Source organism: Salinibacter sp., from assembly GCF_036626415.1.
GTDB lineage: Bacteria > Bacteroidota > Rhodothermia > Rhodothermales > Salinibacteraceae > Salinibacter.
On sequence record NZ_JAZKRW010000031.1, the window covers coordinates 1 to 26,420 of the forward strand.

Here is a 26,420-nt window from a genome sequence, read left to right on the forward strand (position 1 = left end):
CCGCTGCGACGGATGGAGAGATCTCGAACATCCACCATGTTGACTTCAAGACGCGAAGCATTCTGGGCCTTTATGTGAAGTACACGACCGTCGTGTACGGCAGGTGAAGGACCACCACGGTAAAACTCTTCTCGTGCGGGGAGGCCATGGCGCAGTTGCTGAGCGTTGCAGGGCCGATGGGTTTGGATCTCGGTGGGACACCCTTTCAATCAGTCACATTTTCTCTGTCGAACGAGAGCTTTCCCATGCACGATCACTCTGACCATTCCCCTTACAGCTCAGTCACCGTTATTTCACTGATTCTGGTGGGAGTGCTGGTAGCCGGAGCCCTGGTTAGTGCCTGTGACTCCAACAGCTCAGGAGGAAGAGAATTGACTGGCACCTACGCGCTCGTCAGTATGGACGTTGATGCGGAACCTGTATCTATTCCTGAGGAGGTGAGCGAGGGACAGCTGACGCTGGAAGCGGATGAGACGTGGGAGGGCTTCTTCGTTGTCGAGGCGAATTCAGGCGATGAGATTCCATCCACGGTACAGGGGGAAGGGAATTACACAGTCACGGATGGAACAATCCGTTTCTTTTTAGACGACGTCAACTATCCAGCCGAAACCGAGGATATTTCTCAAATCACGGGGGAGATGAATGAAGACCGTCTTTCCGTCGAGTTGGAACGGATCAGTGATGAGAGCCACCGCGCGACACTGGAGAAAAATTGACCTTCTTGAACTAAGCCAAGAGTACGAGGAAAAGTAGTAAATTTATCCATTCCGTTCCATATTAAAAAATATGAATCAATAACTTAATAAAAGTAAAATTGAAAGTATAAAAGGGGTCAAAGTGATGGTTATTGTTGGTTGTGTCTCAGTGGCTGACCCTTCCACATAGCTCACCTCATCGCGCTCAGATGAATGCGCAGGACCACTAATGGCTCAGGACAAGCTTCAAACTATTCCGACATGTTTTATCTCAACCATCGACTCCTTTCTTCTGCTAGTTGCACTGTACTCCCCTGCATCTTCGTCGTCATGCTCGGGATGTTCAAAGCTCAAGCGCAGCAGCTAAACAAGGTAGATACGGAGTTCAGAAAGCAGGTGAAGACAGAATATCATGGTGAAAAGCTGAATAATAAAGGCGGTCCATTAGTGGGCCTCGGGCTTAACCTGAACTTGCACTACTATGAACACAAGACTCGTGAACGCTTGAAAATAAATAGTCTATCGAGAATGAGAGAAAGTTCGAGATCAAAAGCCTGGAGCATCGATCCGATTGAAAACGAATACGTGATTAATAATTCGAGTCTTTGGGGGATTGAAATGATGGAAGACAGAAGTATAAACAGGGAGGAATTTCCAGATGAAATTAAAGTAAGATCAAAACACGTATTTGTATCTTATAAATTTGGTGGGGGCGAAGAGTATTCAGAAGGAGATATAGTAGGGTATGGAATAAATATTACTTTTTGTAAGAAATATATTATAAGAGAAAGAGCATACGAAATTAAAAATGGGAAAATAAACATAGAGGAAAATAAGATTGAAGAGGGTTATATGGAGAAAAAAGAATTTGAGAATATAAGTTACAAAGTAGAAGAGTTTGTGTCCCAATCACCGCCCAGTCGGTTTCCCGATGATAATGAAGCTAGACTCGACGATCCATCCAAATCTTTGATATTAAAAATAAGGAACAATAAAAACAAAAAAATGTCAATATTTAAAGCACAAATGGGGGGGGATAACAAATACTACCCTGAAGAACTTTTAAATTTAGTAAATGACTTGGAAAATATAATTTATTCGAATATTAAGTAAATTATAATTGTAACATTAGAGTAATTCGTTATAAATTAGGGATTTATAAAACGAGTAGGTATGATGTCCAGCTTAAGAGAAGCTCTTGTTCTCCTCCTTGTCCCGTTTTTTCTCCTCATTCCTGACGTAGTGCAGGGGCAGGAGCCAGGATCCCGGGAAAAGCTCCAGGAGCTTGCTAAACAGTTTGCCTCTGAATGGGAACAGGAGCGTGCAGAAGTTGAAGTCTACGCCGAGCAGAGAGGCATACCTATCCGCAGGGAAACGGAGGACGGCCGAACCATCATTCTGAAGCGGATCGTGAATGGCCAGCCTCTCTATGAGATGGATCTGAACCGTGAAGGTGCGATCACATCTTCAGTCGACGAGGTGCATCCGGGGGGTGGGCTGGGCCTTTCCCTAACTGGTGCAAGTGAGACACTCGGAATATGGGAAGTTGGGGACGTACCCCTGGCCTCGCATCAGGAGTTTGAAGATTCTGGAGGCCAGAGTCGAATCAACCAGCAGGATAACGCATCGGTTGATGATCATGCCACTCACGTGGCAGGGACGATGATCGCCGCAGGAGTGGATAATGACGCTCAGGGTATGGCATTCGAGGCGGAACTTGATGCTTGGGATTCAAACGCTGACAATAGTGAGATGGCAACGGCTGCAGGAAATGGTCTGGGGGTTTCGAACCATTCGTATGGAACCATAACTGGATGGCGTTTTGATACTGGCGATAACATCTGGAAGTGGTATGGAAATCCAAGCATTGATTCAGAAGAAGATTGGGGCTTCGGGTTCTATGGATCTGACGCGCAGCGTTGGGACGAGATAGCGTATAATGCGCCAAAATATGTTATAGTAAAGTCCGCAGGGAACGACAGAATCGACGAACCAGGCAATCAGCCAGTCACTCACGTGGTAGCGGCTACTGGCGACACAGCTATAGGGGTGACACGAGACCCAGACGGAGGACAGAATGGTTATGATTCAGTGCCCAGAAGGGGTACGGCAAAGAACATCATTACTGTGGGGGCTGTGGAAGCAATTTCGGGGGGTTATTCCTCTCCTAGCGATGTGCAAATGTCGACTTTTAGCGCATGGGGGCCCACTGATGATGGACGTATAAAGCCCGATCTAGTAGCTAATGGGGTTGGTGTTTATTCCTCCACATATGACCCCAAAAACCCGAATTCTGACAATGAATATGAATCTAAGCGTGGTACCTCAATGTCTACTCCGATGGTAAGTGGGTCAATCGGGCTTCTGCAGGAGCACTATAAAAACCTAAATAATGGTGACATGCCCCTTTCATCGACAATCAAAGCCCTCCTGATTCACTCTGCCGACGATGCTACCGGCAATGATGGCCCCGATTATCGACACGGATGGGGCCTGATGAATGTTGAACAAGCCGCTGACTTGATTACCACTGATGCCAATGCTGAGGATCTGATTCGAGAAGAAGAGCTTAGCGAAAATGAGACATTCGAATATAAGGTCTCCAGCGACGGCTCTTCTCCCCTGCGTGCAACTGTGACCTGGACAGACCCGGAGGGGGATTCCCCCAGTGTAGATTTAGATCCTAATGATCAGATATTAGTGAATGATCTCGACGTTCGGGTCGAGGGTCCAAATGGAAACATGTACGAACCATTTATTTTGAATCCATCAAAACCGGGAAACTCTGCACAAACTGGTGATAATACTCGGGATAATGTGGAGCAGGTTTTTGTTTCGAATACATCAAAAGGTAATTATACAATAAGTGTATCACACAAAAAAAGTATCAAAGACGGTCCGCAGTCTTTCTCGTTAGTGACGTCAGGGGCAACTCCACTTTCAGAACTCGAAGTTACGTTCAATGAGGTGCGCACTAGCTTCTTCCCCATGATAACCAGCGTGGTCACGATCACGGACTCGGAGGGTAACATTGTGACGGGCCTCAACGGGGAAAATTTCGAGATGGAAGAAGAGGGGGCCTCCGAGACCATCGTTGACGTCGACGAAATCCGAGAAAGTGGAGGAAATGTTTCCTCGTCCCTTGTTCTTGATCGCAGCGGAAGCATGAGAGGAGGAGCGTTGGCAGACGCGAAGGAGGCTGCCAAGACGTTTGTCGACCAGCTCAAAGTCGGGGACCAGGCCTCGGTCATCAGTTTCTCTAATGGTGTCCGCATTGACGAGCCCTTTACGTCGGATGTGGGAGCCCTGAAGGCAGCCATTGATGGCCTTTCCGCGGGGGGCGGGACGGCCCTGTACGACGGAATGATTCAAGGGATTGAGGAGATTGAGTTGGAGGCCAACAGTCCTGCTGTGCTTGCCCTAACAGATGGACAGGAGAATGAAAGCTCAAACTCGAAGCAGGATGTCATCGACTTGGCCAATCAGGCGGGCGTGCCGGTCTACACGATCGGCCTGGGAGGAAGCGTCAACACCGATGACCTACAAGATATCGCCGATCAGACGGGTGGGCGGTTCTTCCAGGCCCCAAACTCTTCGGACCTAGAAACGATATACCAGGAGATTTCCCAGCAGCTCTCAAGCCGCTACGAAGTGACTCACCTGACGAGCAACATTCTGCTCGACGGAACAGAACGTACCATCGAACTCACAGCCTCAACCGGGGGTGGGGCTTCCGACACGGAGTCGACAACCTACACGGCTCCCGACTTTCAGATTCCATTCGTCGCGAACTTTGGATCGAATCCTGATGCCGGCGAAACAGCTCAGGCGAGCGTAGACGTCGGTAGTGAGTCGCAACCCGCGGATGATCTCTTTCGTGCGACCTTCACCGTAGAATATGACGCCGAAAATCTCGATGTTGTCAGTGATGGGCCGGGATCGTTTTTCGGCAATGACGTGGAGTACCGTTCGACCATAAACGACTCGACCGGGACCATTGATGTCGGGATCCGAAACCAAGCGGGTAAAAACACCTCTCTGAAGAATATTCTCGCCAAGCGAGCGAGTGTTGATAACAATTCCCAGAATCAGGGAGACTTGGTTCAGATCGAGTTCTCCGCCGATGAGGACGCACCCAGTGGCAAGAACTACAACCTTAGCGTTAACAACGTCTCTGCGGCGGATGCGGACGGAAACCCGATTGCGGCCGAGGTCGCCCCAACCCTCCTCTCGCCCACCACTCAGGCAACGTCCGTGGTCTCGTTCCCCACGCTCGACTGGGAGATCGACGGCGTAGATCAAGAATACCGCGTACAACTGGCCACGGACTCGAGCTTCCAGCCCATCGAAATAGACCGGACCACCAGCAATACGAGGCTTTCCCTGCAGAGTCTGGACAAGGGAACGGCGTACTTCTGGCGGGTACGGGCTGAAAACGCCGAGAATGGGCCCTGGTCGGACGTGTCGAGCTTCACCACGCGAGCCGCGGAGCTACAAGCCGATGTCAGCCGGTCCTTTGGAGATGCATCCGGGTCTGAGGACTATGAACTTGTAGCCCTTCCCGGGGCTGTGGATCGCTCTCTTAAAGGGACGATCAGTGGAGAGGCAGGGCTTGATTGGCAGGCCTACTGGGACGATGGCTCCTCCGAAAATTATCTCCAGGAGTTTGACGAGTCATCGACGTTTGCCTTCCGCCCCGGCCGAGGATTTTGGGTAACGAGCACCGAGACATGGTCGTTTGAGGACCGCATCGAGACTGTTGACCTCAGGAGTGACACCAGCTATGCCATTGCCCTCCACGAGGGATGGAATATCGTCTCGAATCCCTACCGTCAGGGAATAGAATGGGATCGCGTAAAGGCCGCCAATGATGACTCCTTGCAGGCACTGTGGCGCTTCGGCGGAGCGTTCACACAGGCAGAGACGTTCGCCTCGGCCCAGACAGGAGAGGCCTTCTACTTCCTCAATGATCGTGGCTTAGATTCCCTTACGGTTCCCTATCCGAACGCGCTTCCTTCAGACACAGGAGGGACGGAAGCCAGCACGGAACGGCTTGCTCTCACGGCCCGGCCCCGCGGGGAAGAGAAACCAGTGTCTACGGTCCACATCCGGATCGCAGAAGACGCTGAGGAGGGGCTTGGGAGAGGTGATGTGGTTGCGCCTCCAAATCGCTTTTCGACGGTCAGCTTGCGTCTGGAGGCACCGGAGGATGTTGCCGAGCGAAAGCGTCTTCTCGCCGCTGAGCGCCGGCCGTTGAGTGCAGAAACAGGTGCAGGCACGACGTTTGACCTTCGGCTTCGGACCAACACTGAGGGGCCAATTCTCCTGAGCGCCTCTGGGCTGGACGCGGTAGAGAACCGCAAAGTCGCACTTCTTAACTCCTCAACCGGTCAAAGTTACGACCTGCGGGCCCGACAGGCCGTCACCCTCCAGCGTGTGGACAGCACATCTCTGCAACTGGCCGTTGGGGACGCGTCATTCATTGAGGACAAGCGCCAGTCGGTCGTGCCGGACGAGGTCGTGCTTACCTCGTACCCAAACCCGTTTCGTAGACAAGCCACCGTCGAGTACGCCCTTCCTGAAGAGAAAGACGTCCGCCTCGCCGTTTACGACGTGCTCGGGCGCCGGGTCGCGGTCCTCGAAGACGGCAGTAAGCAGGCGGGGCGCCACCGAGTCACGCTCAGTAGCGACGGGCTCGCCAGCGGTGTCTACTTCGGGCGACTCGAAGTAGGAGAACAGACGGTGACCCAGAAGATCACGGTGGTTCGATAGGGAATTGCTTTCGTCTCCTCGACGCTGCAATACGATCCTTCAAAATACTTCGTCATGTTCATGTCCTCCTGTGATTCCAAGTGCCCGAAATTGCGGGTTCCAGTACGCCTCAGCTCAATCGTGGCTGTGTGTCTCGGTCTTGCGCTCAGTTTGGCCTGGACGGGGTGCGACCTTCCAGGATTTGGAGGGGACAGCACGCCCCCCGACCCTCCAAGTGGACTAAGCGCGGACTCCGAGGATAGCGCCATCGTGCTCGACTGGCGAAGTGTTCAGGCTGAAGACCTGGACGGGTACAACGTCTACCGGTCAACCTCCTCGATTGCCAGTACGGAGGGGCGGAGCCCCGTGAATGGGGAAGACTTAGCTTCGGGCACAAACTACACAGACGATGCGGTGCAGAATGGGACCACCTACTACTATGTTGTGACTGCCCTTGACGACTCCGGCAACGAAAGTGAACCGTCCGGGGAGGCCCAAAAAACCCCCTTCGCCGACCCGCCAGACCGCCCGCAATGACCGGCATCGGTTCGGTCGGTCCTGTGGATAATCTCTTGTCTGAATCCAGGCAAGAAGGATCATCCAATTTCTGACCTCAAAAGAGGGGGAAGAAACGGGGGTATCGCTCAAATCCCTACGGAAAGTGCAGAATGCACTGTTGAATTGAAGGTCCGGATACAGACCAATTCGGGCAGGCCTCATGGCATGTTTTGGGTCACCCACACAGTCCGATTGTCTGCCCGGGCACGGTACGTAAAAAGAGAACTCTGTCTCTCGCGCTCTTATACTTCTAAATGAATCCTGGACAGAACGATGGTGCTTCGACACCGAGACGCTCCGACCGTACCGGTTCTTCTATCGACATTCCTGCTGGGGGTATTCCTTGCCGCAGGGCCCCTTGCGGCGGGGGCGCAGGCCCTGTCGGAGTCTGAGGAAGACGGCAGCCCCACGGCCCTGTCCGTTGGAAACCTGTCGACCGACTTTACCTTCGGCGGATCGGGGGAAAATGCAGGGGTGTACAACTACAACACCAATAGCCAAGCCCTCATGATCTCCGGGTCGAATGGGTCGCTGCTGGTCGACTACGCATCGAGCCTTGACACGGGGGGCTTCGACCGGGACACGCGGCGCACAATTGGGGCGGAGGCGCTCTTCGGCGGCAACGCGACGCTCTTCGACGACTTTCTCCGCCTCCCGCTTAGCATCTACGTTCCGATTCGGGTGAACCTCGACTACCGGTACGTCCAGCCGCAAAACCCGGACCTCACGAACCTGCACCGCGGGGCCGGGGGGCTCGGAGCCGGCGGCGGGGCGGAGCTTCAGTTGCCCGTGGGGCCCGACTTCATCAAAGACAATCTCTTCGTCCGTGGGTCTGCCGTCCTCGTGCCGGCGGTGGCGACCTCGCTGGGGGGCAACGACGCCGATGAGATTGTAAACGACGACCCCTCCATCGAGACGTCACGGACCCGGATGCGGCGCATGCTGAACATCAACCTGGAGGCCCTCTTCACCGAGCTTCTGGGCGAGTCCACAGGCGTGATGGCCGGGTACACCTTTCGGGCCTACGGCCGCTCTCAGCAAGAGCCGTCGAGCGTCGGGGACGTGATCGACGCGGCAACCCTGGAAGGCGACTACCGGGAGACCAGCGTACAACACATGATCCGGATCGGCCTGAGTTGGTAGTCGGGGCCTGGAAGCAAGGTGGCACCGGGCCGGAAAAGACGGCGCATGCATTTCGGTCCTGTGCTGCAACATCCCGCGGACGATATGGATACGGAAGGGCGATGTCGCTGCCCTTCTGGAATTGAGTCCGATCTCTTCATGGTTGTCGCAGTCATTGGCGCAAATGGCGGCATCGGCCGCCGTCTTCTTCCCCTCCTCAACGACGCCGGCCATGAGCCCGTCGGGGTCGTGCGCTCAGAAGATCAGTTCGACACGATCCGTGAGCGGGGCGGTGAGCCGCGGCTCGGCGACCTCGAGGACGAGTTCGCCCCGGCCCTGGAGGGGGCGGACGCGATCGTGTTCACCGCGGGGGCCGGGGGCAGCACGGGCTGGGACAAGACGATCCTGGTCGATCTGTGGGGGGCAGAGCGGGCCGTGCGGGCCTGTGCGAAGCGTGGCATCGACCGGTTCGTCATGATCAGCTCGCGCGGGGCCGGCGATCCCGAGCGTCGACAGGGCCCGATCAAGCCCTACATCGTGGCGAAGCACGTGGCCGACCGGACGCTCCAGCGGTCCTCGCTCGACGAGACCATCCTGCGCCCCACCCGCCTTACAGACGAGGAGGGCACCGGACGGGTGGCGGCCTACTTCGACGAGGACCCGGAGACCGGCGATCCGATTTCCCGGGCCGACGTCGCGCAGTCTGTGGTGACGTGTCTCGACGGCGACGCGACGGTCGGCCACGCCATCACGCTGTACGGCGGCGGAACTCCCATCGAAGAAGCGCTGCGCCCCGATAGGTCAACGCAATAGGCCAAAAGAATGCCCCGGGATTGATTCTTGTTGAGCCCGTCTGCATCTTGGGCTCCGTAAACGGTATGGGCTTCGTCCAAGCTGGGCCGACAATCCGATGCGACGAGCGTCCGTTATTGTATGTGTTATTGCCGCGGTAGTGTGGGCAGGGGCTGAATCGAGTAGTCCGGGTGGGGCAAGAGATGCCGACGACGCCCTGGGAGTACAGGATACGTCCCAGTTTCGGACGGGAGACCTCCTGTTTGTGCGCGGCACGTCGTGGCAGAGCCGCATCGTGCTCTTCCTCGATGGCTACATCGAGGACTACGGCAGCCATTTCTCGCACGTGGGGATGGTGTGGCGCCGGAACGGCCGCGCTTACGTAATCCACGCCTCGCCGAAGTCTTTGCTGGGCGTACAGGACGATGGATCCGTCCGCCTGGAGCCGCTGCGCCAGTTTCTCTCTGCCGCACACATCTCGCGGGCCGCGCTCTACCGTGTGGGCGTCGAGGACCCCCGTACGGCCGAACGGGCCGCAACCATGGCTCGCGAATACGTCAATCGAGCCCTTCCCTACGATCGTGTGTTCGATGCGTCCACGCCAGGGGCGTTGTACTGCACAGAGCTCGTTTGGCGCGCCTATCGCGCGGCAGGGCTCCGTGTGCCGGCCACCTTCTCGGCGAGGGCGCACTACCCGCTGCTCCCGTCTGCCCTGAGCCGGAGCCCCCTCGTCACTCAAATCGATCGCTTCCCCTGATCCTGGTCCTCAGATGGAACCCTGGGGCATGTCTCGGGGGCAGGAAAGAGTCCGGTCTGGTGTTACGGCCCCTCGTACACGTCGAACCCTAGCGTCTGCAGGTAGGCGTACGTGGGAGCAAACTCGTCTCGGAGGCGCGTTTCGAGTTCGGGGGGAAGCAGGTCGGTTTTGGACCCGGCGGTGCCCAGGAGGCGGAGCAAGGCACGCTTGGCGGTCCGGGCCGGGGGGCTTCCGAGCAGCCAGCGGTACGCGCCGGGCAGGTGACGCCGCAGGGGGCGAACGGTCATTCGGTAGACGGCTCGGAAGGCGGCGCTTCCCGTCGGGTTCTCGGGGCGGTCTTCACCGGTCGGACGGGGGGCATTTGGGAGCGACAGGAAGTCGAGGAGGGTGGCCCAGAGGGCGTCGGGGGTGTCTTTGCCCGCCTCTAGGCTCACAATCCTGAACTGCTCGGGCCCAAAGCGTTCTGTGTAGGCCGGAAGGGTCTCTTCGTAGTGGCTGTCGCGGAGGAGTTTCGGGTCGCGCCCGTCGAGGGCTTCAGACAGGGAGGTCGATTCGTTGAGAAGGCCGAGTTGCTTGTGGTACTGAAACTGGGAGAGCAGCCGCTGGATGGGGTCGCGGACGATGGCCAGGAGTTTCGCGTCCGGATTGTACGCCTGAATGGCGTCTGCAGTCTCGGCGTGCCGGTAGTACATCACCGTGGCATCGCCGAAGTACTGGTAGTCCGCGTCGAAGGGGAAATGGCCGTGGTAGTCGTCGAGGGTCTCGGGGCGTTCCTCGGCTCGTCCCGCCTCCCCGAAGAAATACAGCTCCTTCGCCTCGGCCATGAAGACTTCAGGGTGCTGATCCAGCAGGTAGTAGAGCCAGCTCGTGCCGGCCTTGTTGACCCCGATGAGAAAAAGATTGACGCGGTTCATGGGGTCTCGTCGTGCCGAATGAGATATAGCTGGGCGGAGGACCGGTGCTTGTGACGGGCGGCCCACAGCGTGGAGCCGAGGGCGACGAGCGGGGCCCGGGGGAGCCATCCGTCGCAGTACCCTTCGCTGAGCAGCGACACGTAAAAGGCGTCGAGCCGCATGGGACGGACGGCCTCCACCGTCAGGCCGTGCCGGTCGAACAGGCGGCGGACGTCCCGCGGCCGGAAGTGGGACAGGTGGCGCGGCACGTCGTACCCGGCCCAGTGCTCGCCGTAAAATTGTGCGTCGAGGGAGGCGCAGTTCGGCACGGCGACGACCAGCGTACCGGAGGGCGCGAGGGTTCGTGTGAGGTGCTCGACGGTGTCGTGGAGCGCCGCAACGTGCTCCAGCACGTGCCAGAGCGTAATGACGTCAAAGTGGTCGGCCGGAAGGGTGGCAATCCGGTCGGGAGGCTCGACCGTCAGGCCGTGTTTCTCCAGGGCGACGTCTTGTGCCGTCGGATCGGGCTCCAGCCCGTGGGCGTCCCATCCGTGGGCCTGGCATCGGGCCAAAAACCCGCCCGTGCCGCAGCCGAAGTCGAGCAGTCGACCGGGCGGGCGGTCAATGAGGGAGGCGACGAGCCGACGTTTCGACCAGAGGGTGTAGTGGCGCACCCACTGGTACAGCGTGTCGATCAGGGTCTGGCCGGTGTCCTGGTGGGGCGTGTAGTCCTCACTCTGGTAGTATCGCCCGAGTTCGTCTGCGGAGGGGCGCGGGTTGGTGAAGCGAAAGCCGCAGCGATCGCACTCGACAATGGTGAATGGTTCTCCCGAGACGGTATGGTCTCGGCAGGTCAGGACATGCCGGGCGGTCTCGTGGTCGCAGAGGGGACAACGGTCGACGCTGATCACCGGCTGGGTAGAGGGGACGGCCGAAGAGGAAGGAGAGGACTCGCCGTGGCGCGCACGTCGGGCGACGGATTCGCCGTCTGGGGGTCACAGGCGCTCGCGCTGGAACAGCGAAAATCCCCGACCGTTTCGAGAGGCTCGCAGATCCAGGCGGGTCTCTCGGCCTGCTGGTTTCCCCTCTCGCCCGTCAGCGCGACTCTCGTCTATGGCCTCTTCCGTCCGGTCTCCCTCCCCTCGCGCCGCGCACGCCGACACGGTGTGGACCCGGCTGTCGCCCGGGGCGCGACACGGCGTGTGCCTCGGGCTGTTCTTAATCCTGGCGCTGTCGTTCTATTCGCCCGTTGTCTTCGAGGGCAACTCCTTTCAGGGAGGAGACAACACGACCTTTCGCGCCAACGCGCAGGTGACGATCGAGCATCACGAGAAGACGGGCGAGTGGCCCCGCTGGGCGCCCAATGTGTTCAGCGGCATGCCCTACATCAACTACAAAACCGCGGTTACGCAGCTCGACGACCTCGTGGGCATGGCCCGCAGCGTGGCGTGGCCGGTGGGACACCTGTTCGTGTTGATGGTGGGGGTCTATTTCCTCGTGTTCTACCTGACCCGGAACCAGCTGTCGGGGCTTCTGTCGGGGGTGGCCTTTGGGTTTACGACCTACATCCCCATCATCATCGCGGTGGGGCACAACACGAAGTTTATCGCGCTGGCCTACGCGCCGTACGTGTTGCTGACCTTCGCGTACACCCTGCGCAATCCGTCGTTGTTGGGCAGTCTGTTGTTTGCGGGGACGTTGGCCCTCCAGCTGCGGGCCAAGCATCCTCAGATCGTGTTCTACGTGGGGATGGTGCTCGCGCTCTGGTGGCTGGTGGAGGTGATTGGGGCCGTGCGGGAAGACCGCGTACCGGAGCTGGCCACGTCGACCGGGTGGCTCGGCCTCGGGACCGTGCTCGGGCTCTGCATGGCGGCCCAGCCCTACCTCGCCCGGTACGAGCACAAGCAATTTTCGGTGCGGGGGGCGGCCGCCGCGGCCGGTGGGGGAGACGGCGGCGGGGGCGGCATGGGCTGGGAGGCAGCGATGCGATGGAGCCAAGGGCCGGGGGAGCTCTTCACCTTCGCGGTGGCCGATGCGTTCGGGGGCGGGGGGCAGACCTACTGGGGGCCCAAGACCTTCACCGAGGGGCCGCACTACGTGACCGGTGTGGTCTTGGCCCTGGCGGGCCTCGCCGTGTGGAAGATGCGGACCTGGCTGGTCTGGGGGCTCGGGCTCGCGGCGCTCGGGACGGCGCTCTTTTCCCTGGGCAAGCATGCGGCCTGGATAAACTGGCCGATGTTCCAGTACTTTCCGTTCTTTGACGCCTTCCGGGGCCCGGAGATGTGGCTGAGCGTGACGGCCCTCGTCCTGGTCGTCTTGGCCGGCATCGGGCTGGACTACGCGCTCCGACGCGACGAGGCCCGGAGCCGGCGGAAACGGCAGCAGCAGGCGGATCCCCGGCAGCGGCCCATCCTCCTCTCGTTCGGGATCATCTTCGGGATCGTGGGGCTGATGTGGCTGGCCCCCAACACGATGCTCGACTTCGAGAAGCCAAATGAGGCGCAGCGCATCCGCCAGGCCCTGCTGCGCCAGAACCCCAACGTGTCGCCTCAGAACCCAAAGGTGCAGCAGGCGGTGCGCCAGCAGGTCCAAAAGCTGAAGCAGCAGCGCCGCAGCGCCTTCGCGACCGACGCGCAGCGCACCCTGCTCTTTTTGGCCCTCGCGGCCGGAGCGCTCGTCCTGTACCGGCGTCGGACCCTTCCGGCGTGGGGGGCGGGCCTCGCGGTGGTGGCGATCGTGGCCGTTGACCTTTGGGGCGTGGACGCTCGCTACATGAATGAGGATCGCTACTCGTCGGAGGAGACCGAACAGGCGATCCCGACCTACCAGTTTGACCGGTTCATCAAGAAGAAGCAACAAGAGGCTGGGGGACTGGGCCGCTTCCGGGTCCTGTCGCTGGCGGAAGGCGACCCGACGAGCACGGCGCGTCCGTCCTACCACTACGAGTCTATCGGCGGCTACCACGGGGCCAAGCTGCGACGCTACCAGGACTACCTCGACCACATCCTCCGGGTCAACGCCTCGGACGGACCGAACGAGAACGCCCTCGACCTGATGAACACCCGCTACCTCGTGGCGCGGCAGCAGCTGCCGGGCACTGAGGTGGCCCACCGCAGCCGGCAGTCCGGCGTGCTGGTGCTCGAAAACCCGGACGCCGTGCCCCGTGGCTTCCTGGTGGGCGACACGGAGGTCACGGAGGGCGCGGAGGAGACCTGGGCGCAACTTCGCGACGCGTCGTTCGACCCGCAACAGACCGCCGTGCTCCCGGAGCCTCTCGAGGCACCGGTCACGCCCATCGACAGCAGCAGTACGGCCGAGGTGAACCTAGACCGCTACGCGCCGGAAGAGATGCGGTGGACGGTCCAGACGGACGCGCCGCGCCTCTTCGTGGCGAGCGAAGTGTACTACCCGGCGGGCTGGAACGCGTACCTAAACGGAGAGCAGGTGCCGATTCACCGCGTGGACTATCTGCTGCGCGGGGTGCGTGTGCCGGAGGGCGAGCACACGCTGGTCATGCGCTTCGAGCCGACGGCCGACCGCTACGGAACGTGGATTGCGGCGGCGAGCACGGTGCTGGTCTACGGCGGCGTTCTCACGTACGCGGGCCTCCGGGTGCGCCGCCGCTGGCTTCGGGCGGACGACGACGAGGCGGACGACGCCGACGCGTAGGCCAAAGATCGTCGGACCCTGTGTGCCGCGTATCACTGACCATGTGCCGTCCGGATGGAGCGACGTGTCCTCGTCCTTTCGTACTACTTTCCCCCCGCCGGCGGGCCGGGCGTGCAGCGCGCGCTCAAGTTTGTGAAGTACCTGCCCGAGTATGGATGGGGGCCCGTGGTGGTGACCGTGCGGCAGGGCGCGTATCCGGCCCACGACCCGTCGCTGGCCGACGAGGTGCCCGCCCAGGCCTCCGTGCACCGCACCCCGTCGCTCGACCCGCACTCGCTGTACGCCCGCCTCACGGGCCGCTCGGAGGATGAGGTAGACGTGGGGTCGGTGCAGGGGCGGGACGAGGGCTGGATGGAGACGATCGGACGCTGGGTCCGGGCCAACGTGTTTCTGCCCGACGCCCGCGTCGGGTGGATGCCCTTTGCTGTGTGGCGGGGCCGACAGTTGATTGCCGAGAAGCGTGTCGATGCCATTTTGACGACCGGCCCGCCGCACTCCACCCACCTCAGTGGCGCACTCCTTCAGGCCACGACGGGCGTGCCCTGGGTGGCCGACTTTCGGGACCCGTGGACGGACATCAACTACTACCACGAGTTGCCCCACACCCGATGGGCCCGCCGTCTGGACGCGGCCCTCGAACGATGGGTGCTGCGCCGTGCCCGGGCGGTCACGACGGTGAGCCCGTCGTGGCGGGACCGCCTGGCCCGAAAGGCCGGTCGGGCAGCGTCCCCCATCACAGTCGTGCAGAATGGCTTCGATGCCACCGACATTGCGCCCGGGCAGGCCGACCCCTTGACCGACACGTTCGACCTCACTCACGTCGGATCGCTGTACGCCTCCCGAAACCCGACGGCCCTCTGGCGGGCCCTTCGGCGGCTGTGCGACGAGGACGCCGTGCCTGCACTGCGCATCCGGCTGGTGGGCACGGTCGACCCGAACGTGCGACGGTCGCTCCAGAAGCACGGGCTGATGGACCGGACCGAGATCGTGCCGTACGTGCCGCACGAGGACGCCGTTGAATACATGCGTCGGGCGGGGGGGCTGCTCCTCTCCATCGAGGAGTTTCCGGCGGCCGACGGCATGATGACGGGCAAGGTCTACGAGTACCTCGCGGCGGGGCGTCCCGTGGTGGGGGTGGGGCCGTCGTCCGGCGACGCGGCCGCCCTGTTGCGCGCGACCGAGGGGGGACGGCTCTTCGGGCGCGGAGATGTCTCGGGCCTTGCGCAGTCCATTCGTGCCCAGTATGAGGCCTGGGCGGACGGCACCCCCCGGGCCGGCGCGTCGCCGGAGGCACTGCGCCCGTATCGCCGGCGGGTGCAGACGCAGCAGATCGCCACGGTGCTGCGGGACGTCGCGGAGGGGAGGAGAAGTGGGCCGGGTGAAGAGGCGGCACAATGAGAAACTTGGATCTGGGACGCAGCGCCGCAGGAACGCTGCACGGCAGCCGGTGTGCCACTATCTATGCCTTGGCGTCCGGGAGCGCCCCCGGCGCAGACCACCCTTCACAAGTGCCTTCGTCCGATGGACGTGCTCCGGAAGCTGTTTTCCCTTCTGACGCGGCGGGAGCGGCGCAACCTGTACATTCTGTTCGTGGCCGTTCTCGTGATGGCCAGCCTACAGGTCGCGAGCGTAGCGTCCATCATGCCCTTCCTCTCCGTCGCCTCGGACCCGTCGATCATTCAGGACAATGCGTATCTCCGCTGGGCCTACCAGGCAGGCGGGTTTGACGACGATCGGTCCTTCCTCATCGCGCTGGGCATTGCGGCCCTGGCCGTCCTGGTCCTGAGCAACGCGTTCATCGTCCTGACGCGCTGGGCGATGGAGCGCTACTCGTGGGGCCGCAACCACAGCCTCTCCCGGCGGCTCCTGCGAAGCTACCTGCACCGCCCGTACGAGTACTTTCTGACGCGAAACAGCTCGGAGCTCGGGAAAAACATCCTCGAGGAGGTAAAGGAGGTGACCGACCAGATGTTGAAGCCGTCGCTCCGCGGGGCCGCGAAAGGCATTGTGGCCCTGTTCATCATCGGGTTTCTGGTCTACTTCGATCCGGTCGTCGCGCTCATGGTCTCCGTCGTGCTGGGCGTAGCGTACGGAGGCATTTACCTGTTTGTCCGGGAGCAACTGGACGCGCGGGGGGAGGCACGCGTGGAGGCCAACACGAAGCGGTATCAGTTCGTGGGGGAGGCCTTCGGCGGCATCAAGGAGGTCAAGATTCAGGGGAAGGAGGACGCGTTCCTGGACCTGTACGACGATCCCTCGAAGCGCTACACCCGGAATCAGGCGCTGTACCGGGTAATCAAGAAGGCGCCGCGGTACATGATTGAGGCGGTTGCCTTCGGCGGCATCATCCTGATTGCGATTTACCTCATCGCGACCCAGGAGAGCATTCAGCAGGTGGTCCCGGTGCTGGGGCTGTACGCGTTTGCCGGGTACCGTCTCCTGCCCGCCCTGCAGGAGGCCTTTCACGGCCTGGCCAGTGCGCGCTTCAACATCGCGGCCCTGAACAAGCTGCACCGAGACCTCCGGGGGCAGATGGAGACCGAAGAGCGTTCCGGGGCCGAGGCGGCAGGCGAGCCCCCACTCGCTCTGGACGACCGGCTTGAACTGCGTGGGGTGAGCTACACCTACCCCGGCGCCCAACAGCCAGCCATCGAGGACCTTTCGCTCACCATTCCCGCCCGCACGATCACCGGCTTCGTGGGGAAGACCGGCTCCGGAAAGACGACGGCGGTGGACCTCATCCTGGGGCTCCTGCGTCCCCAGGACGGAACCATCGCCATCGACGGCACGCCCCTCCGGAACGACACCCGTCGCCGCTGGCAGAAAACGCTCGGCTACGTGCCCCAGCACATCTACCTGTCCGACGACTCGGTGGCGCGCAACATTGCGTTCGGCGTGCCGGCGGGAGAGATCGACATGGACGCGGTTCGGGACGCGGCGCGCCGGGCGCACATTTTTGACTTCGTGGAGGAGGAGCTGCCCCAGCAGTGGGACACGGTGGTGGGGGAGCGGGGCGTGAAGCTGTCGGGGGGGCAGCGGCAGCGCATCGGCATCGCCCGGGCGCTGTACCACGAGCCGTCCGTGCTTGTCTTCGACGAGGCCACCAGCGCGCTCGACCAGTCGACGGAAGCGGGGGTGATGGAGGCGATCTACGACCTGGAGGGGGAGCAGACGATCCTCCTCATCTCGCACCGCCTCAGCACTGTGCAGCGGGCGGACAACATTTTCATGCTCGAAGACGGCCGGAAGGTGGGGGCGGGAACCTACGACGCGCTCATCGAGGAGCACGCCAAATTCCGGTCCATGGCGCTGTCGTAGCCTCGCCCTTTGACGGTCGCCTGTTCAATCATTTTGTGTCCGATGAGCACCGGTGCGCTTCCGACGTTCATTCTCGTGGGCGCCATGAAGTGCGGCACCACGAGCCTGCACCAGTATCTCGGGGCACATCCGCAGGTCTGCGTCTCTGATCCGAAGGAGCCGGATTTCTTCCTCCAACGTACGGAGAAGGGGCTCGACTGGTACAGGCAGTGCTTCAGCGGGGAGGCCCAGGAGTACGGGGAGGCGTCGACGAACTACACGAAATACCCGACCTTCCAGGGCGTGCCGGCGCGGATGCACGAGGTGCTCCCTGAGGCAAAGCTCCTGTACCTCGTCCGTGATCCGATTGAGCGGGCCCTTTCCCACTACGCCCACAACCGCGTGGCGGGACGCGAGGCGCGCCCCGTCGACGAGGCGTTCCGGCCGGTGACGGAGAGCCACTATCTTCAGACGAGCCGCTACCACGCGCAGGTTTCCCGGTACCTGGACCATTATCCGCGAGAACAGTTGCTCGTGGTGGAGGCGGAGCGGCTGCGGAACGAGCGGATGGAGGTGTTGCGGGAGATCTTTGCGTTCCTGGGGGTCTCGACAGACGTGGACGCGTCGGCCTTCGCGGACGAGTACCACACCACGTCGGGCAAGCTCCGGCCGGGCGTGTCGAGCTTTGTGCAGGAGACAGCCCTGGGACGGACCTTGAAGTCTGTGGGGCAGGCCCTCCTCCCCCAATCCGTGATTGAGCGGGGGCTCGGGGTTCTTCAAAGTGACGTGGAGCGGCCGACCCTACCGGACGCCACGGGGCGGGCCGTGCGGGCCTCCCTGCAGGACGACGTGGATCGGCTGCGGGCCCTCACCGGGCGGGGATTTGCCGCGTGGTCCTTGTAGCAGAGGGGACTGGATGGGAGACGGCCCCGAACCGCCCGCGTGCAGGTTCTGAACTCATTGCAGGGGCCCCTCGTTAAGGGAAGGCTATTCACGCCATCTCGACCACGGGAGCCCCGGAGGCGACGCATGCTCGACGACGTACTTGCGCTGATTCGAGAGCACGATCGGTTCTTTATCACGACCCACCTTGGGCCGGACGGTGACGCTGTCGGGTCCCAACTGGCCCTTGGGCGGTTCTTGGAGGCAATGGGGAAGTCGGTCGCGATGGTCAATGCCGACGAGGTGGACTACAACCTCGACTGGATGCCCGGGGCGGAAGACATCGCCGTCTTCGACGGCTCTCTGGAGCAGCACGAGGCGCTGGCGGAGGCGGAGGTTGCCTTTGTGCTCGATACCAACGACGAAGAACGCATCGGCAAGGTGGGCTCCCTCGTCCGAAATGCCGCTGCGACGACCGTTCTCATCGACCATCACCTGGAGCCCGAGCACTGGTTTGACGTGCTGTTCGTTCGGGAAGAGGCCGCCGCCACCGGCGCACTGATCTACGAGATCATCGACGGGCTCGCCCCGGATCTGATCGACGAGGCGATCGCCACGGCGCTGTACACGGCCATCATGACGGACACCGGCTCCTTCCGCTACAGCAGCGTCACCCCAGAGCTTCACCGGGGGGTGGCGGACATTTTGGAGCGGGGCGGCATCGGGCCCGCGCCGATCCACGAAACCATCTACGACCGGAAGTCGATGCCCGGGCTCCGCCTGCTCGGACGCACGCTGAACCGCATTCGGCTCCGCTACAACGGACAGCTCGGCTACTCGGTGGTCACGCAGCGGATGGTAGAAGACACGGGGGCGAGCTGGGACGACAAACAGGGCTTTGTCAACTACGTGCTGTCGATTGAGGGCGTGAAGGCTGCCCTCCTCTTCTCGGAGACGGACGATGGATCCAAGATCAGCTTCCGATCGGAGGCGGACGTGCGCGTCGACCAGTGGGCCCGCCACTTTGGGGGGGGCGGGCACCGCAATGCGGCCGGGGCGTACGTGAAGCGCCCGACCTTCGAAAAAACCGTTGAGGCTGTGATCGACGCGGCGTCGGACTACATTGCCTTCGACGCCCGCCACTCTCCAGACGACGATCTGTCCCCCGAAGACCAGTCGTACCTGGAAACCCTCCTGGACGGAACGTCCGACTCCTGATCGTGCGCCGCAGGCCGTCTGGCTCTGTGAAGCCCCGACGCCGTCGGCTCCAAAGGTTGATGTTGATCCTGAACATCGGTTAACGTGATGCCGGCCTGCCCCGAAGACATTTGTCTCCGGGGCGGTGCCGCCGTCCGGCTCGTTCGTCGTCGCACTCGCCTTGTGAACATGATCGTCCACCACCCCCCCCGACCCGGCGGCCACAGTGGTTGCTCGCAGACGGTCGTGGTCCCTGTGTGGCGGCCTGGGGCCGAGCCCCGCTAACCCGGACTGTCGCCGCTTGTAACGTGTCCTTTGAACCGAATCGACGCCTTCATGCGCATCCAGCGACCTACCTTTCAACGCCCCGAACCGCCGGCGCCGAACGGCGCCCCCACCCGCCTCGCCATCACCCTGGGCGACCCGAACGGAATCGGGCCCGAGGTGGTGCTGAAGAGCCTGCACGATCCGGGCCTCATGCCGTCGATGACCCCGGTCATCGTCGGCTCGGCGCACGTGCTGCGGGTGCACGCCGATGTGCTCGGCTTCTCGGACCTCGACATCCATGTGGTGGACGAGGTGCCGGACGAGGTCCCACACGGCGACGTGGCGGTGCTCGACGTGGCCGAGGCCCCAGAGCCGCCGGTCATGTTTGGCTCTGTGACCCCGGAGGGGGGGCGCTTGGCGATGCGGGCCGTCGAGCGAGCCGTTGAAGCGTGCACGGCCGGCACTGTCGACGCGATGGTGACCGCGCCCATCTCGAAGGATGCCGTGCGGCAGGCCGGCTACGAGGTGCCGGGCCACACCGAGTTCCTCGCGGAACGGACGGGCAGCTCGCAGCCGACCATGATGATGGTGGCCGGGGGACTGCGCGTGGGGCTCGTTACGAGTCACATTCCCTTGTCGGCGGTGCCGGAGGCGGTGACCGAAGAGGCGATCTTGGAAAAGCTGCGGGTCATCGATGCGTCTCTGCGGGACGACTTCATGATCGAGCAGCCCAAGATCGCGGTCTTTGGGCTGAACCCGCACGCCGGAGAGGCCGGAGCCTTCGGCCCAGAGGAGGAAAATGTCATCGTCCCGGCCCTCCAGGCCGCGCGCCAGGAGGGGTTTCGTGTGGAGGGGCCCGTCGCCGCGGACGGGTTTTTTGGGACCCAGCTCGATTCCGGCCACGACGCCGCGCTGGCCATGTACCACGATCAGGGCCTCGTGCCCTTCAAGGCCCTCGCGTTCGACCACGGCGTCAACTACACGGCGGGGCTGCCGATCGTGCGCACCTCGCCGGATCACGGAACGGCCTACGGCATCGCCGGCAAGGGGATGGCCCTGCCGGGCAGCATGCGAAACGCGATGGAACTGGCCGTGGCCATTGCCCGTCACCGCCGCACGCAGGCCACCCCCGCAACGTAACCCCTTGTCGACGGGCACTCGCTTCCCACCCCCCGATCCGAGTGTACAGAGGGAGGGAGTGGCCTTTTCCGGCCGGCCCGTGATCCTGTAGGCCTTTTTCCCGGCCCCACCTGCTTTGTCCGTGATCGACTTCCGCAACGTTTCCGTCTCGTTTTCTCTGCCCAACGGGGAGCAGCGTTCGGTCCTGGACGACGTCTCTTTCCACATTGACCGGTCGGCAAAATCCTACCTGGTGGGGCCCACGGGCAGCGGCAAGAGCACGATCTTGCGCTTGTTGTACATGGATCTGTTCCCCGATTCCGGGGCCGTCCAGATCGGCGATTACCGGTCCGATGAGATCAGCGGAGATGAGATCCCGCACCTCCGGCGGTCGATCGGGGTGGTCTTCCAAGACTTTCAGCTGCTTCCGGACCGGACGGCGTACGAGAACGTGGCCTTTGCGCTCTACGCCACCGGCACGCCCCCCTCAAAAGTGAAGAGCCGAGTAACGAAGGTGCTGGGGCGGGTGGGCCTCAGTCACAAGCACCGCAGCTACCCCCACGAATTGTCCGGGGGCGAGCAGCAGCGCGTTGTCATTGCCCGGGCCATCGCCAACGACCCGTGGGTCCTCCTGGCCGACGAGCCCACCGGCAACCTGGATCCGGGCGTGGCCGACGAGATTCACGAGTTGCTCCTGGATCTGCACAAGCAGGGGATGACGCTTTTCGTGGCCACCCACGACCACCGCCTCGTGAAGTCGTCTTCGGCACGAACCCTCGCGATGATGAACCGGCAGGTGGTTGAGATTGACCCGGAGACCCTGTAGGTCGGTTGGATTGGGGGGAAGAGCGGCGCGGCATGTCACAGTATTAAAGCACTCGGTTAAAACGCTTGGGCGTCCCGGACCCCTTCGTCTCCGGCTTGTCCACAGAGGCCTTCATCCGATTCTTCCGCAGGTGCGTCGTCTCCATGAGTGCCATCCATACGGTTCTTCGGGTTAGCAGTCGTGTCTTCGACGCGTTTGAGCACTGGTGGGAGGGGAAGCAGGCCCGCCACGTGATCGCGATCGTGCTGGTGGGCGGCTTTCTGTTGTCCCTGGGGATGATCGAGCTTAGCCGGCTGGGCTGGCTGCCCGAGTCGATGGCGGGGGTGGTGTCGACCAACCACTTTCGGGCCATCGACATTGCCTTCACCCTCTTCCTGGTCGTCGAGCTCATCGGGCTGGTTGTGGGCCTCGCCACGAGCGTGGCCGACACGGCCGCCAAGCAGTTCGAGGTCTTTTCCCTGATCCTGCTCCGCCGGTCCTTCAAGGAGCTCGTGGAATTTGAGGAGGAGCCCATCGTGTGGGGGATGGAGGTGGGGCGCGAGGCTGTTCAGTTCCTCGTGGTCGACGCCACGGCGGCCCTGCTGGTCTTCATCACCGTCGGTGTGTTCTACAAGCTACAGGAGCACCAGCCCATTACCCGATCGGAAGGACAGCAGCGGACCTTTGTACAGCAAAAAAAGCTGGTGGCCAACGTCCTGCTTCTGATCCTGGCCGGAATGGGCATACAGGCCGTGGTGCGACCGCTTTTCGGAGAAGGGACCGTGGCGTTCTTCAACACCTTCTACACCGTCCTGATTTTCAGCGACGTCCTCATCGTCCTCATCTCGCTCCGATACAGCGCGACCTACCACGTGGTCTTTCGCAACTCTGGCTTCGCCGCGGCGACCGTTATGATCCGGCTCTCGCTGTCGGGTCCGCGCTACATGGGGGCGGCGCTGGGGGTCGGTGCAGCGCTCTTCAACTTGGCGGTGGCGGCCGCCTACTACTACGTCGCGCCGGCGGCACGGGCCTCCACAGAGCGGAATCGTGCCCGTAAGGAATTCGATGAGAAAGCGGACCCTCCGGACGCGGAGGACCGGCCCGCCGGAGAGGGAGATCCTGCGGAGCCGCAATCCCCGCCGGGCGGGTAGACGGCAGTGCTACTCTTCGTCCGAGAAGTCGCGGTGCCCAAAGTAGTGGAGGACGTACTTGATCTTCGACGCCTTCGCCGGGCCAAAACCAGGCAGGTCCTGCAGGCGCTTCTCGATGGTGTCCAGGTCGGCGCCGTCGTTCCATAGGTTCGCCGCGCTGCCGTCGTACTCGTCCGCGATGTGGGCCGCCACCTTTTGCGTGTTCTCCGCCATCTTGTTGACGAAGCGGTGGACGGCGGGCGACTCGGCGAAGTGCTCCTGGAACGGCTCGAAGTCCATCTCGGCGATCTGTGCCATGTCGAGGTGGCCGAGGCGGTCCTTGAGGCGGAGCGGGCCGGTGAAGGCCGACTCGGCCCGGACGCGCTGGTCGTAGAGCAGGCCGAGGAGGGCGGCGTTCGGGTCGTCCCGCAGCCGGTCGTCGTCGTCGATCTCGCCGGTGAGGGTGCCCTCTTCTTTGAACCGGTCCATCATGCGGACGAGGCCGCCGGAGAGGTCGCTGTAGTCGATGTGGGTGATCTCAACTGCCATGTTCAAATGTGGGTTCAGGGGTGGGGAAATGAAGATGCAAGAGCAACGTACACAGGAGGACGACGAATTCGAACCGCGTCCCCCGAAATTCGTCATTGCTCCAGCCAGTGGGCGGCGTCTTCCGCGAAGTAGGTGAGGATGACGTCGGCCCCGGCCCGGCGGATGCCGGTGAGGGCCTCCAGGGCACAGGCCTTCTCGTCGAGCCAGCCGTTCTGGGCGGCGGCCTTAATCATGGCGTACTCGCCGCTCACGTTGTAGGCGGCGACCGGGACGTCGCTGTGCTGCTGCACGCGGTGGATGACGTCGAGGTAGGGAAGGGCCGGCTTTACCATCACCAGGTCCGCCCCTTCGTCGAGGTCGAGCCTCAGTTCGCGGACGGCCTCCTCGCCGTTCGCCGGGTCCATCTGGTAGGTGTCCTTGTTCTCGGGGATGTCTTTGTTCGGCGTGTCCGCCTTGTCTTCGGGGGCGGAGTCGAGCGCGTCGCGGAACGGGCCGTAGTAGTTCGACGAGTACTTGGCGGTGTAGGACAGGATCGCCACGTCGGTGTGCCCGGCGGCGTCGAGCGCGTTGCGGAGGGCGCCGACCCGCCCGTCCATCATGTCGGAGGGGGCCACGATGTCGGCCCCCGCCTCGGCGTGCAGCACGGCCATCTCGCGCATCACGTCGATCGTGGCGTCGTTCCGGATCGTGCCGCCCCGCACGATCCCGTCGTGGCCGTCGCTGTTGTAGGGGTCGAGGGCCGTGTCGGTAATCACCATCAGCTCCGGCACGGCCTCTTTCAGGGCGCGGACGGCGTTCGGATAGAGGTGGTCCGGCTCCAGGGCGTGCGCGGCGTCTGGGGTCTTCAGGCCCTCGGGAATGGCGGGGAAAAGGGCCACGGCCGGGAGGCCGAGAGCGTGAAGCGTTTCGGCCTTGTCCACGAGCCGGTCGATGGTGTGCCGGTGCGTGTCCGGCATCGACGAGATTTCCTCCCGGTCGTTTTCGCCGTCCATCACGAACAATGGCGCGATCAGGTCGTCGGTCGACAGCCGTGTCTCGCGGGCCATGCGGCGGATGTTTTTCGTCGATCGGAGTCGCCTCGGTCGGATGGGAATCTCGTAGCCAGAAGAAGGACTCATGGAGGAAGGAGTGATGCGGGAATCGTGAGACGGGATGCGTGACGCGTGAGGGGCGACGGTGGGACGAGATCTCTCGTACACCTCGCGGGCCACGTTGTACTCATTCTAGCTCTACCTTCCGCCGCCACTCAGGGCCCTCGGGACGGTCCATCACCTCGATGCCCAGGGCTTCGAGGGTGTCGCGGATGGCGTCGGCGCGGGCGTATTCCCCGTCGGCGCGTGCGGCCTCCCGATCTTCCAACAGGGCGTCGACGGACTCGGATAGGTGGTCGGGGGTCAGACTGGCGTGCGGTTCGTCGTCGGGGGGCTCCCCGGTCTCGTGCTCGCGCTCGATGACGCCGAGGAGGGCATTCGTGCGGTCGAGCCAGTCGCGTGCGCTCCGGGCCGCGGCCCCGCTGAGCCGATCCGTCTGCTCGATGGCCTTCACGCCGTCCAGGGCGGCGGCCGTGGCGGCGGGGGTGTTGAGGTCGTCGCACATGGCCTCAAGGGTGCGGTCGTAGATGGGGGAGAGGCGGTCGCCCAGGTCGTCGGGGCCGGCGGCGTCGGCCTCCAGTGCCTCGTCGACCCGCTCCGCCGCGTCCTGGTACCGGCGAACGTGGCGGGCCGCGGTGTGGAGGGTATCGAGGGTAAAGTTGAACGGCTTGCGGTACTGGCCCTGCATCAGGGCGTAGCGGAGGGCCAGCGGATCGACGCCTCCTTGCTCCTGAACCGAGTCCGGCACGTGGTCGTCGTCCGGGCCGGGCGCGATCAGGTCGCGGACGGTGTAGAAATTGCCCGTCGACTTCGACATCTTCTCGCCCTCGACCTGCAGGAAGCGGGTGTGGGCCCAGTAGTTAATGACGGGGTGACCGGCGAGCGCCTGGTTCTGCGCAATCTCGCATTCGTGGTGGGGGAAAATCAGGTCCTCGCCCCCGGTGTGGAGGTCGAACCGGTCGCCGAGGTACTGCATGCCCATCACCGAGCACTCGATGTGCCAGCCGGGATAGCCCCAGCCCCAGGGGCTGTGCCAGTGCATCAGATGCTGGGGGTCGTGCTTCCAGAGGGCAAAGTCGCGCGGGTCTTGTTTTCCGGGATCCTCAACCACATCGCGGTCGGTGGCCTCCAGCTGCTGTGCCTCCGTATTGCCGCTGAGGTGGCCGTAGTCGTCGACGCTCTCGACGGAAAAGTAGACACCCTGCTCGGTCGTGTAGGCGTGGCCCGTCTCGACGAGTTCGATGACGGCCTCCAGCTGGTCCGTGACGTGTTCGGTTGCCCGCGGACGCACCTCTGGCTCGCGCAGGTTGAGGGCGTTCCAGTCTTCCAAGAACGCCTCCGTGTAGTGGCGGGCGAGGTCGTAGATGTTGGCGAAGCGTTCGCCCTCCCGCTCCAGCGCCCGCTGCATTTTGTCTTCGCCCCCCGGATCCACAAGGTCGTCCTGCGTGAGGTGCCCAACGTCCGTGATGTTGCTTACGTTGGTCACGTCCCAGCCAATGGCCTCGGCGGTGCGCCGGATGAGGTCGGCCGTGAGAAACGACCGGAAGTTCCCGATGTGGGCGTACATGTACACCGTGGGCCCGCAGCTGTAGAAGCGGAGGTGCTCGTCCTCTATCGGCTCGACCGGCTCGGTCTCGTGGGTCAGCGTGTTGTAGAGGCGGAACGTGGGCGTCGACATGCCAAGACCGCGATGTGGGCAAGAAGGGCTAGGTACCACAGCGCTTATCCAGTGTGGCACCGATTGTGCCCGGTTCGAGTTGAGTTCATGGGGGCTGTCCGATTGGACACTAATCCGATTGGACACTAATCGGTGGACGACGGCTGCTCGTCTGCTACAGGGTGTGTC

At 62.2% G+C, this 26,420-nt stretch carries 21 protein-coding genes; 16 read left to right on the forward strand and 5 right to left on the reverse strand.

The window, feature by feature from the left end; genetic code table 11:
- The 8 genes from V5A20_RS14090 to V5A20_RS05325 form a co-directional block, all read left to right on the forward strand.
- The coding region (locus V5A20_RS14090) for a TRL domain-containing protein (protein WP_442978430.1) at nt 1-107 on the forward strand (107 nt) is incomplete at its 5' end.
- A gap of 39 nt (nt 108-146) precedes the next feature.
- A complete protein-coding gene (locus V5A20_RS05295) occupies nt 147-716 on the forward strand; it encodes a hypothetical protein (RefSeq protein WP_332326862.1) in 570 nt (189 codons plus the stop codon).
- Between the two features lie 309 nt (nt 717-1,025).
- Complete coding sequence (locus tag V5A20_RS05300) at nt 1,026-1,808, forward strand: hypothetical protein (RefSeq protein WP_332326864.1); 783 nt, start codon at nt 1,026-1,028, stop codon at nt 1,806-1,808.
- Nucleotides 1,809-1,868: 60 nt separating this feature from the next.
- Nucleotides 1,869-6,467, forward strand: a complete 4,599-nt coding sequence (locus tag V5A20_RS05305; protein WP_332326865.1) for a VWA domain-containing protein — start codon at nt 1,869-1,871, stop codon at nt 6,465-6,467.
- Between the two features lie 60 nt (nt 6,468-6,527).
- A complete protein-coding gene (locus V5A20_RS14095) occupies nt 6,528-6,983 on the forward strand; it encodes a fibronectin type III domain-containing protein (RefSeq protein ID WP_442978429.1) in 456 nt (151 codons plus the stop codon).
- Between the two features lie 294 nt (nt 6,984-7,277).
- Nucleotides 7,278-8,147, forward strand: coding sequence for a hypothetical protein (locus tag V5A20_RS05315; RefSeq protein ID WP_332326867.1), 870 nt, complete (start codon nt 7,278-7,280; stop codon nt 8,145-8,147).
- 138 nt (nt 8,148-8,285) lie between these two features.
- Nucleotides 8,286-8,939 (forward strand): SDR family oxidoreductase, encoded by a 654-nt coding sequence (locus V5A20_RS05320; RefSeq protein ID WP_332326868.1) that lies wholly within the window; start codon nt 8,286-8,288, stop codon nt 8,937-8,939.
- Nucleotides 8,940-9,036: 97 nt separating this feature from the next.
- Nucleotides 9,037-9,675 (forward strand): YiiX/YebB-like N1pC/P60 family cysteine hydrolase, encoded by a 639-nt coding sequence (locus V5A20_RS05325; protein WP_332326869.1) that lies wholly within the window; start codon nt 9,037-9,039, stop codon nt 9,673-9,675.
- A gap of 62 nt (nt 9,676-9,737) precedes the next feature.
- Here the strand turns inward: V5A20_RS05325 and V5A20_RS05330 are convergent, their stop codons facing one another.
- Entirely contained in the window at nt 9,738-10,589 is an 852-nt protein-coding gene (locus V5A20_RS05330; RefSeq protein WP_332326870.1) for a sulfotransferase family protein, read from the reverse strand.
- A complete protein-coding gene (locus tag V5A20_RS05335; RefSeq protein WP_332315749.1) occupies nt 10,586-11,479 on the reverse strand; it encodes a class I SAM-dependent methyltransferase in 894 nt (297 codons plus the stop codon). Before V5A20_RS05335 ends, V5A20_RS05330 begins: the two co-directional genes overlap by 4 nt.
- Before the next feature lie 202 nt (nt 11,480-11,681).
- Between V5A20_RS05335 and V5A20_RS05340 the strand changes: the two genes are divergently transcribed.
- From V5A20_RS05340 to V5A20_RS05375, 8 genes are all read left to right on the forward strand, one after another.
- Nucleotides 11,682-14,237: a YfhO family protein gene (locus tag V5A20_RS05340; protein WP_332326871.1), complete on the forward strand. Its 2,556-nt coding sequence runs from the start codon at nt 11,682-11,684 to the stop codon at nt 14,235-14,237.
- 54 nt (nt 14,238-14,291) lie between these two features.
- Nucleotides 14,292-15,635: a glycosyltransferase gene (locus tag V5A20_RS05345; protein WP_332326872.1), complete on the forward strand. Its 1,344-nt coding sequence runs from the start codon at nt 14,292-14,294 to the stop codon at nt 15,633-15,635.
- Between the two features lie 63 nt (nt 15,636-15,698).
- The gene (locus tag V5A20_RS05350) at nt 15,699-17,555 is read left to right on the forward strand and encodes an ABC transporter ATP-binding protein (RefSeq protein WP_332315752.1); all 1,857 of its coding nucleotides are present in this window, start codon (nt 15,699-15,701) and stop codon (nt 17,553-17,555) included.
- A gap of 42 nt (nt 17,556-17,597) precedes the next feature.
- The gene (locus V5A20_RS05355; RefSeq protein ID WP_332315753.1) at nt 17,598-18,437 is read left to right on the forward strand and encodes a sulfotransferase family protein; all 840 of its coding nucleotides are present in this window, start codon (nt 17,598-17,600) and stop codon (nt 18,435-18,437) included.
- Nucleotides 18,438-18,563: 126 nt separating this feature from the next.
- Nucleotides 18,564-19,634 carry a DHH family phosphoesterase gene (locus V5A20_RS05360; RefSeq protein ID WP_332315754.1) on the forward strand — a complete coding sequence of 357 codons (1,071 nt, stop codon included), beginning with the start codon at nt 18,564-18,566 and terminating at the stop codon, nt 19,632-19,634.
- A gap of 315 nt (nt 19,635-19,949) precedes the next feature.
- Nucleotides 19,950-21,020, forward strand: coding sequence for a 4-hydroxythreonine-4-phosphate dehydrogenase PdxA (gene pdxA / locus V5A20_RS05365; RefSeq protein ID WP_332315755.1), 1,071 nt, complete (start codon nt 19,950-19,952; stop codon nt 21,018-21,020).
- A gap of 121 nt (nt 21,021-21,141) precedes the next feature.
- Nucleotides 21,142-21,825, forward strand: a complete 684-nt coding sequence (locus tag V5A20_RS05370; protein ID WP_332315756.1) for a cell division ATP-binding protein FtsE — start codon at nt 21,142-21,144, stop codon at nt 21,823-21,825.
- Nucleotides 21,826-21,968: 143 nt separating this feature from the next.
- Nucleotides 21,969-22,955: a hypothetical protein gene (locus V5A20_RS05375; protein ID WP_332326873.1), complete on the forward strand. Its 987-nt coding sequence runs from the start codon at nt 21,969-21,971 to the stop codon at nt 22,953-22,955.
- 9 nt (nt 22,956-22,964) lie between these two features.
- Here the strand turns inward: V5A20_RS05375 and V5A20_RS05380 are convergent, their stop codons facing one another.
- The 3 genes from V5A20_RS05380 to cysS form a co-directional block, all read right to left on the reverse strand.
- Nucleotides 22,965-23,483: a hypothetical protein gene (locus V5A20_RS05380; RefSeq protein WP_332315758.1), complete on the reverse strand. Its 519-nt coding sequence runs from the start codon at nt 23,481-23,483 to the stop codon at nt 22,965-22,967.
- Between the two features lie 92 nt (nt 23,484-23,575).
- Nucleotides 23,576-24,601, reverse strand: coding sequence for a porphobilinogen synthase (gene hemB / locus V5A20_RS05385; protein WP_332326874.1), 1,026 nt, complete (start codon nt 24,599-24,601; stop codon nt 23,576-23,578).
- 100 nt (nt 24,602-24,701) lie between these two features.
- Nucleotides 24,702-26,252 carry a cysteine--tRNA ligase gene (cysS, locus tag V5A20_RS05390; RefSeq protein WP_332326875.1) on the reverse strand — a complete coding sequence of 517 codons (1,551 nt, stop codon included), beginning with the start codon at nt 26,250-26,252 and terminating at the stop codon, nt 24,702-24,704.
- Nucleotides 26,253-26,420 lie beyond the last annotated feature (168 nt).

Coding starts and splice junctions, on each gene's coding strand:
- V5A20_RS05295 (WP_332326862.1), top strand. CDS start 147: ATGGCGCAGTTGCTGAGCGTTGCAGGGCCGATGGGTTTGGATCTCGGT.
- V5A20_RS05300 (WP_332326864.1), top strand. CDS start 1,026: ATGCTCGGGATGTTCAAAGCTCAAGCGCAGCAGCTAAACAAGGTAGAT.
- V5A20_RS05305 (WP_332326865.1), top strand. CDS start 1,869: ATGATGTCCAGCTTAAGAGAAGCTCTTGTTCTCCTCCTTGTCCCGTTT.
- V5A20_RS14095 (WP_442978429.1), top strand. CDS start 6,528: ATGTCCTCCTGTGATTCCAAGTGCCCGAAATTGCGGGTTCCAGTACGC.
- V5A20_RS05315 (WP_332326867.1), top strand. CDS start 7,278: ATGGTGCTTCGACACCGAGACGCTCCGACCGTACCGGTTCTTCTATCG.
- V5A20_RS05320 (WP_332326868.1), top strand. CDS start 8,286: ATGGTTGTCGCAGTCATTGGCGCAAATGGCGGCATCGGCCGCCGTCTT.
- V5A20_RS05325 (WP_332326869.1), top strand. CDS start 9,037: ATGCGACGAGCGTCCGTTATTGTATGTGTTATTGCCGCGGTAGTGTGG.
- V5A20_RS05330 (WP_332326870.1), bottom strand. CDS start 10,589: ATGAACCGCGTCAATCTTTTTCTCATCGGGGTCAACAAGGCCGGCACG.
- V5A20_RS05340 (WP_332326871.1), top strand. CDS start 11,682: ATGGCCTCTTCCGTCCGGTCTCCCTCCCCTCGCGCCGCGCACGCCGAC.
- V5A20_RS05345 (WP_332326872.1), top strand. CDS start 14,292: ATGGAGCGACGTGTCCTCGTCCTTTCGTACTACTTTCCCCCCGCCGGC.
- V5A20_RS05350 (WP_332315752.1), top strand. CDS start 15,699: ATGCCTTGGCGTCCGGGAGCGCCCCCGGCGCAGACCACCCTTCACAAG.
- V5A20_RS05355 (WP_332315753.1), top strand. CDS start 17,598: ATGAGCACCGGTGCGCTTCCGACGTTCATTCTCGTGGGCGCCATGAAG.
- V5A20_RS05360 (WP_332315754.1), top strand. CDS start 18,564: ATGCTCGACGACGTACTTGCGCTGATTCGAGAGCACGATCGGTTCTTT.
- pdxA (WP_332315755.1), top strand. CDS start 19,950: ATGCGCATCCAGCGACCTACCTTTCAACGCCCCGAACCGCCGGCGCCG.
- V5A20_RS05375 (WP_332326873.1), top strand. CDS start 21,969: ATGAGTGCCATCCATACGGTTCTTCGGGTTAGCAGTCGTGTCTTCGAC.
- V5A20_RS05380 (WP_332315758.1), bottom strand. CDS start 23,483: ATGGCAGTTGAGATCACCCACATCGACTACAGCGACCTCTCCGGCGGC.
- hemB (WP_332326874.1), bottom strand. CDS start 24,601: ATGAGTCCTTCTTCTGGCTACGAGATTCCCATCCGACCGAGGCGACTC.
- cysS (WP_332326875.1), bottom strand. CDS start 26,252: ATGTCGACGCCCACGTTCCGCCTCTACAACACGCTGACCCACGAGACC.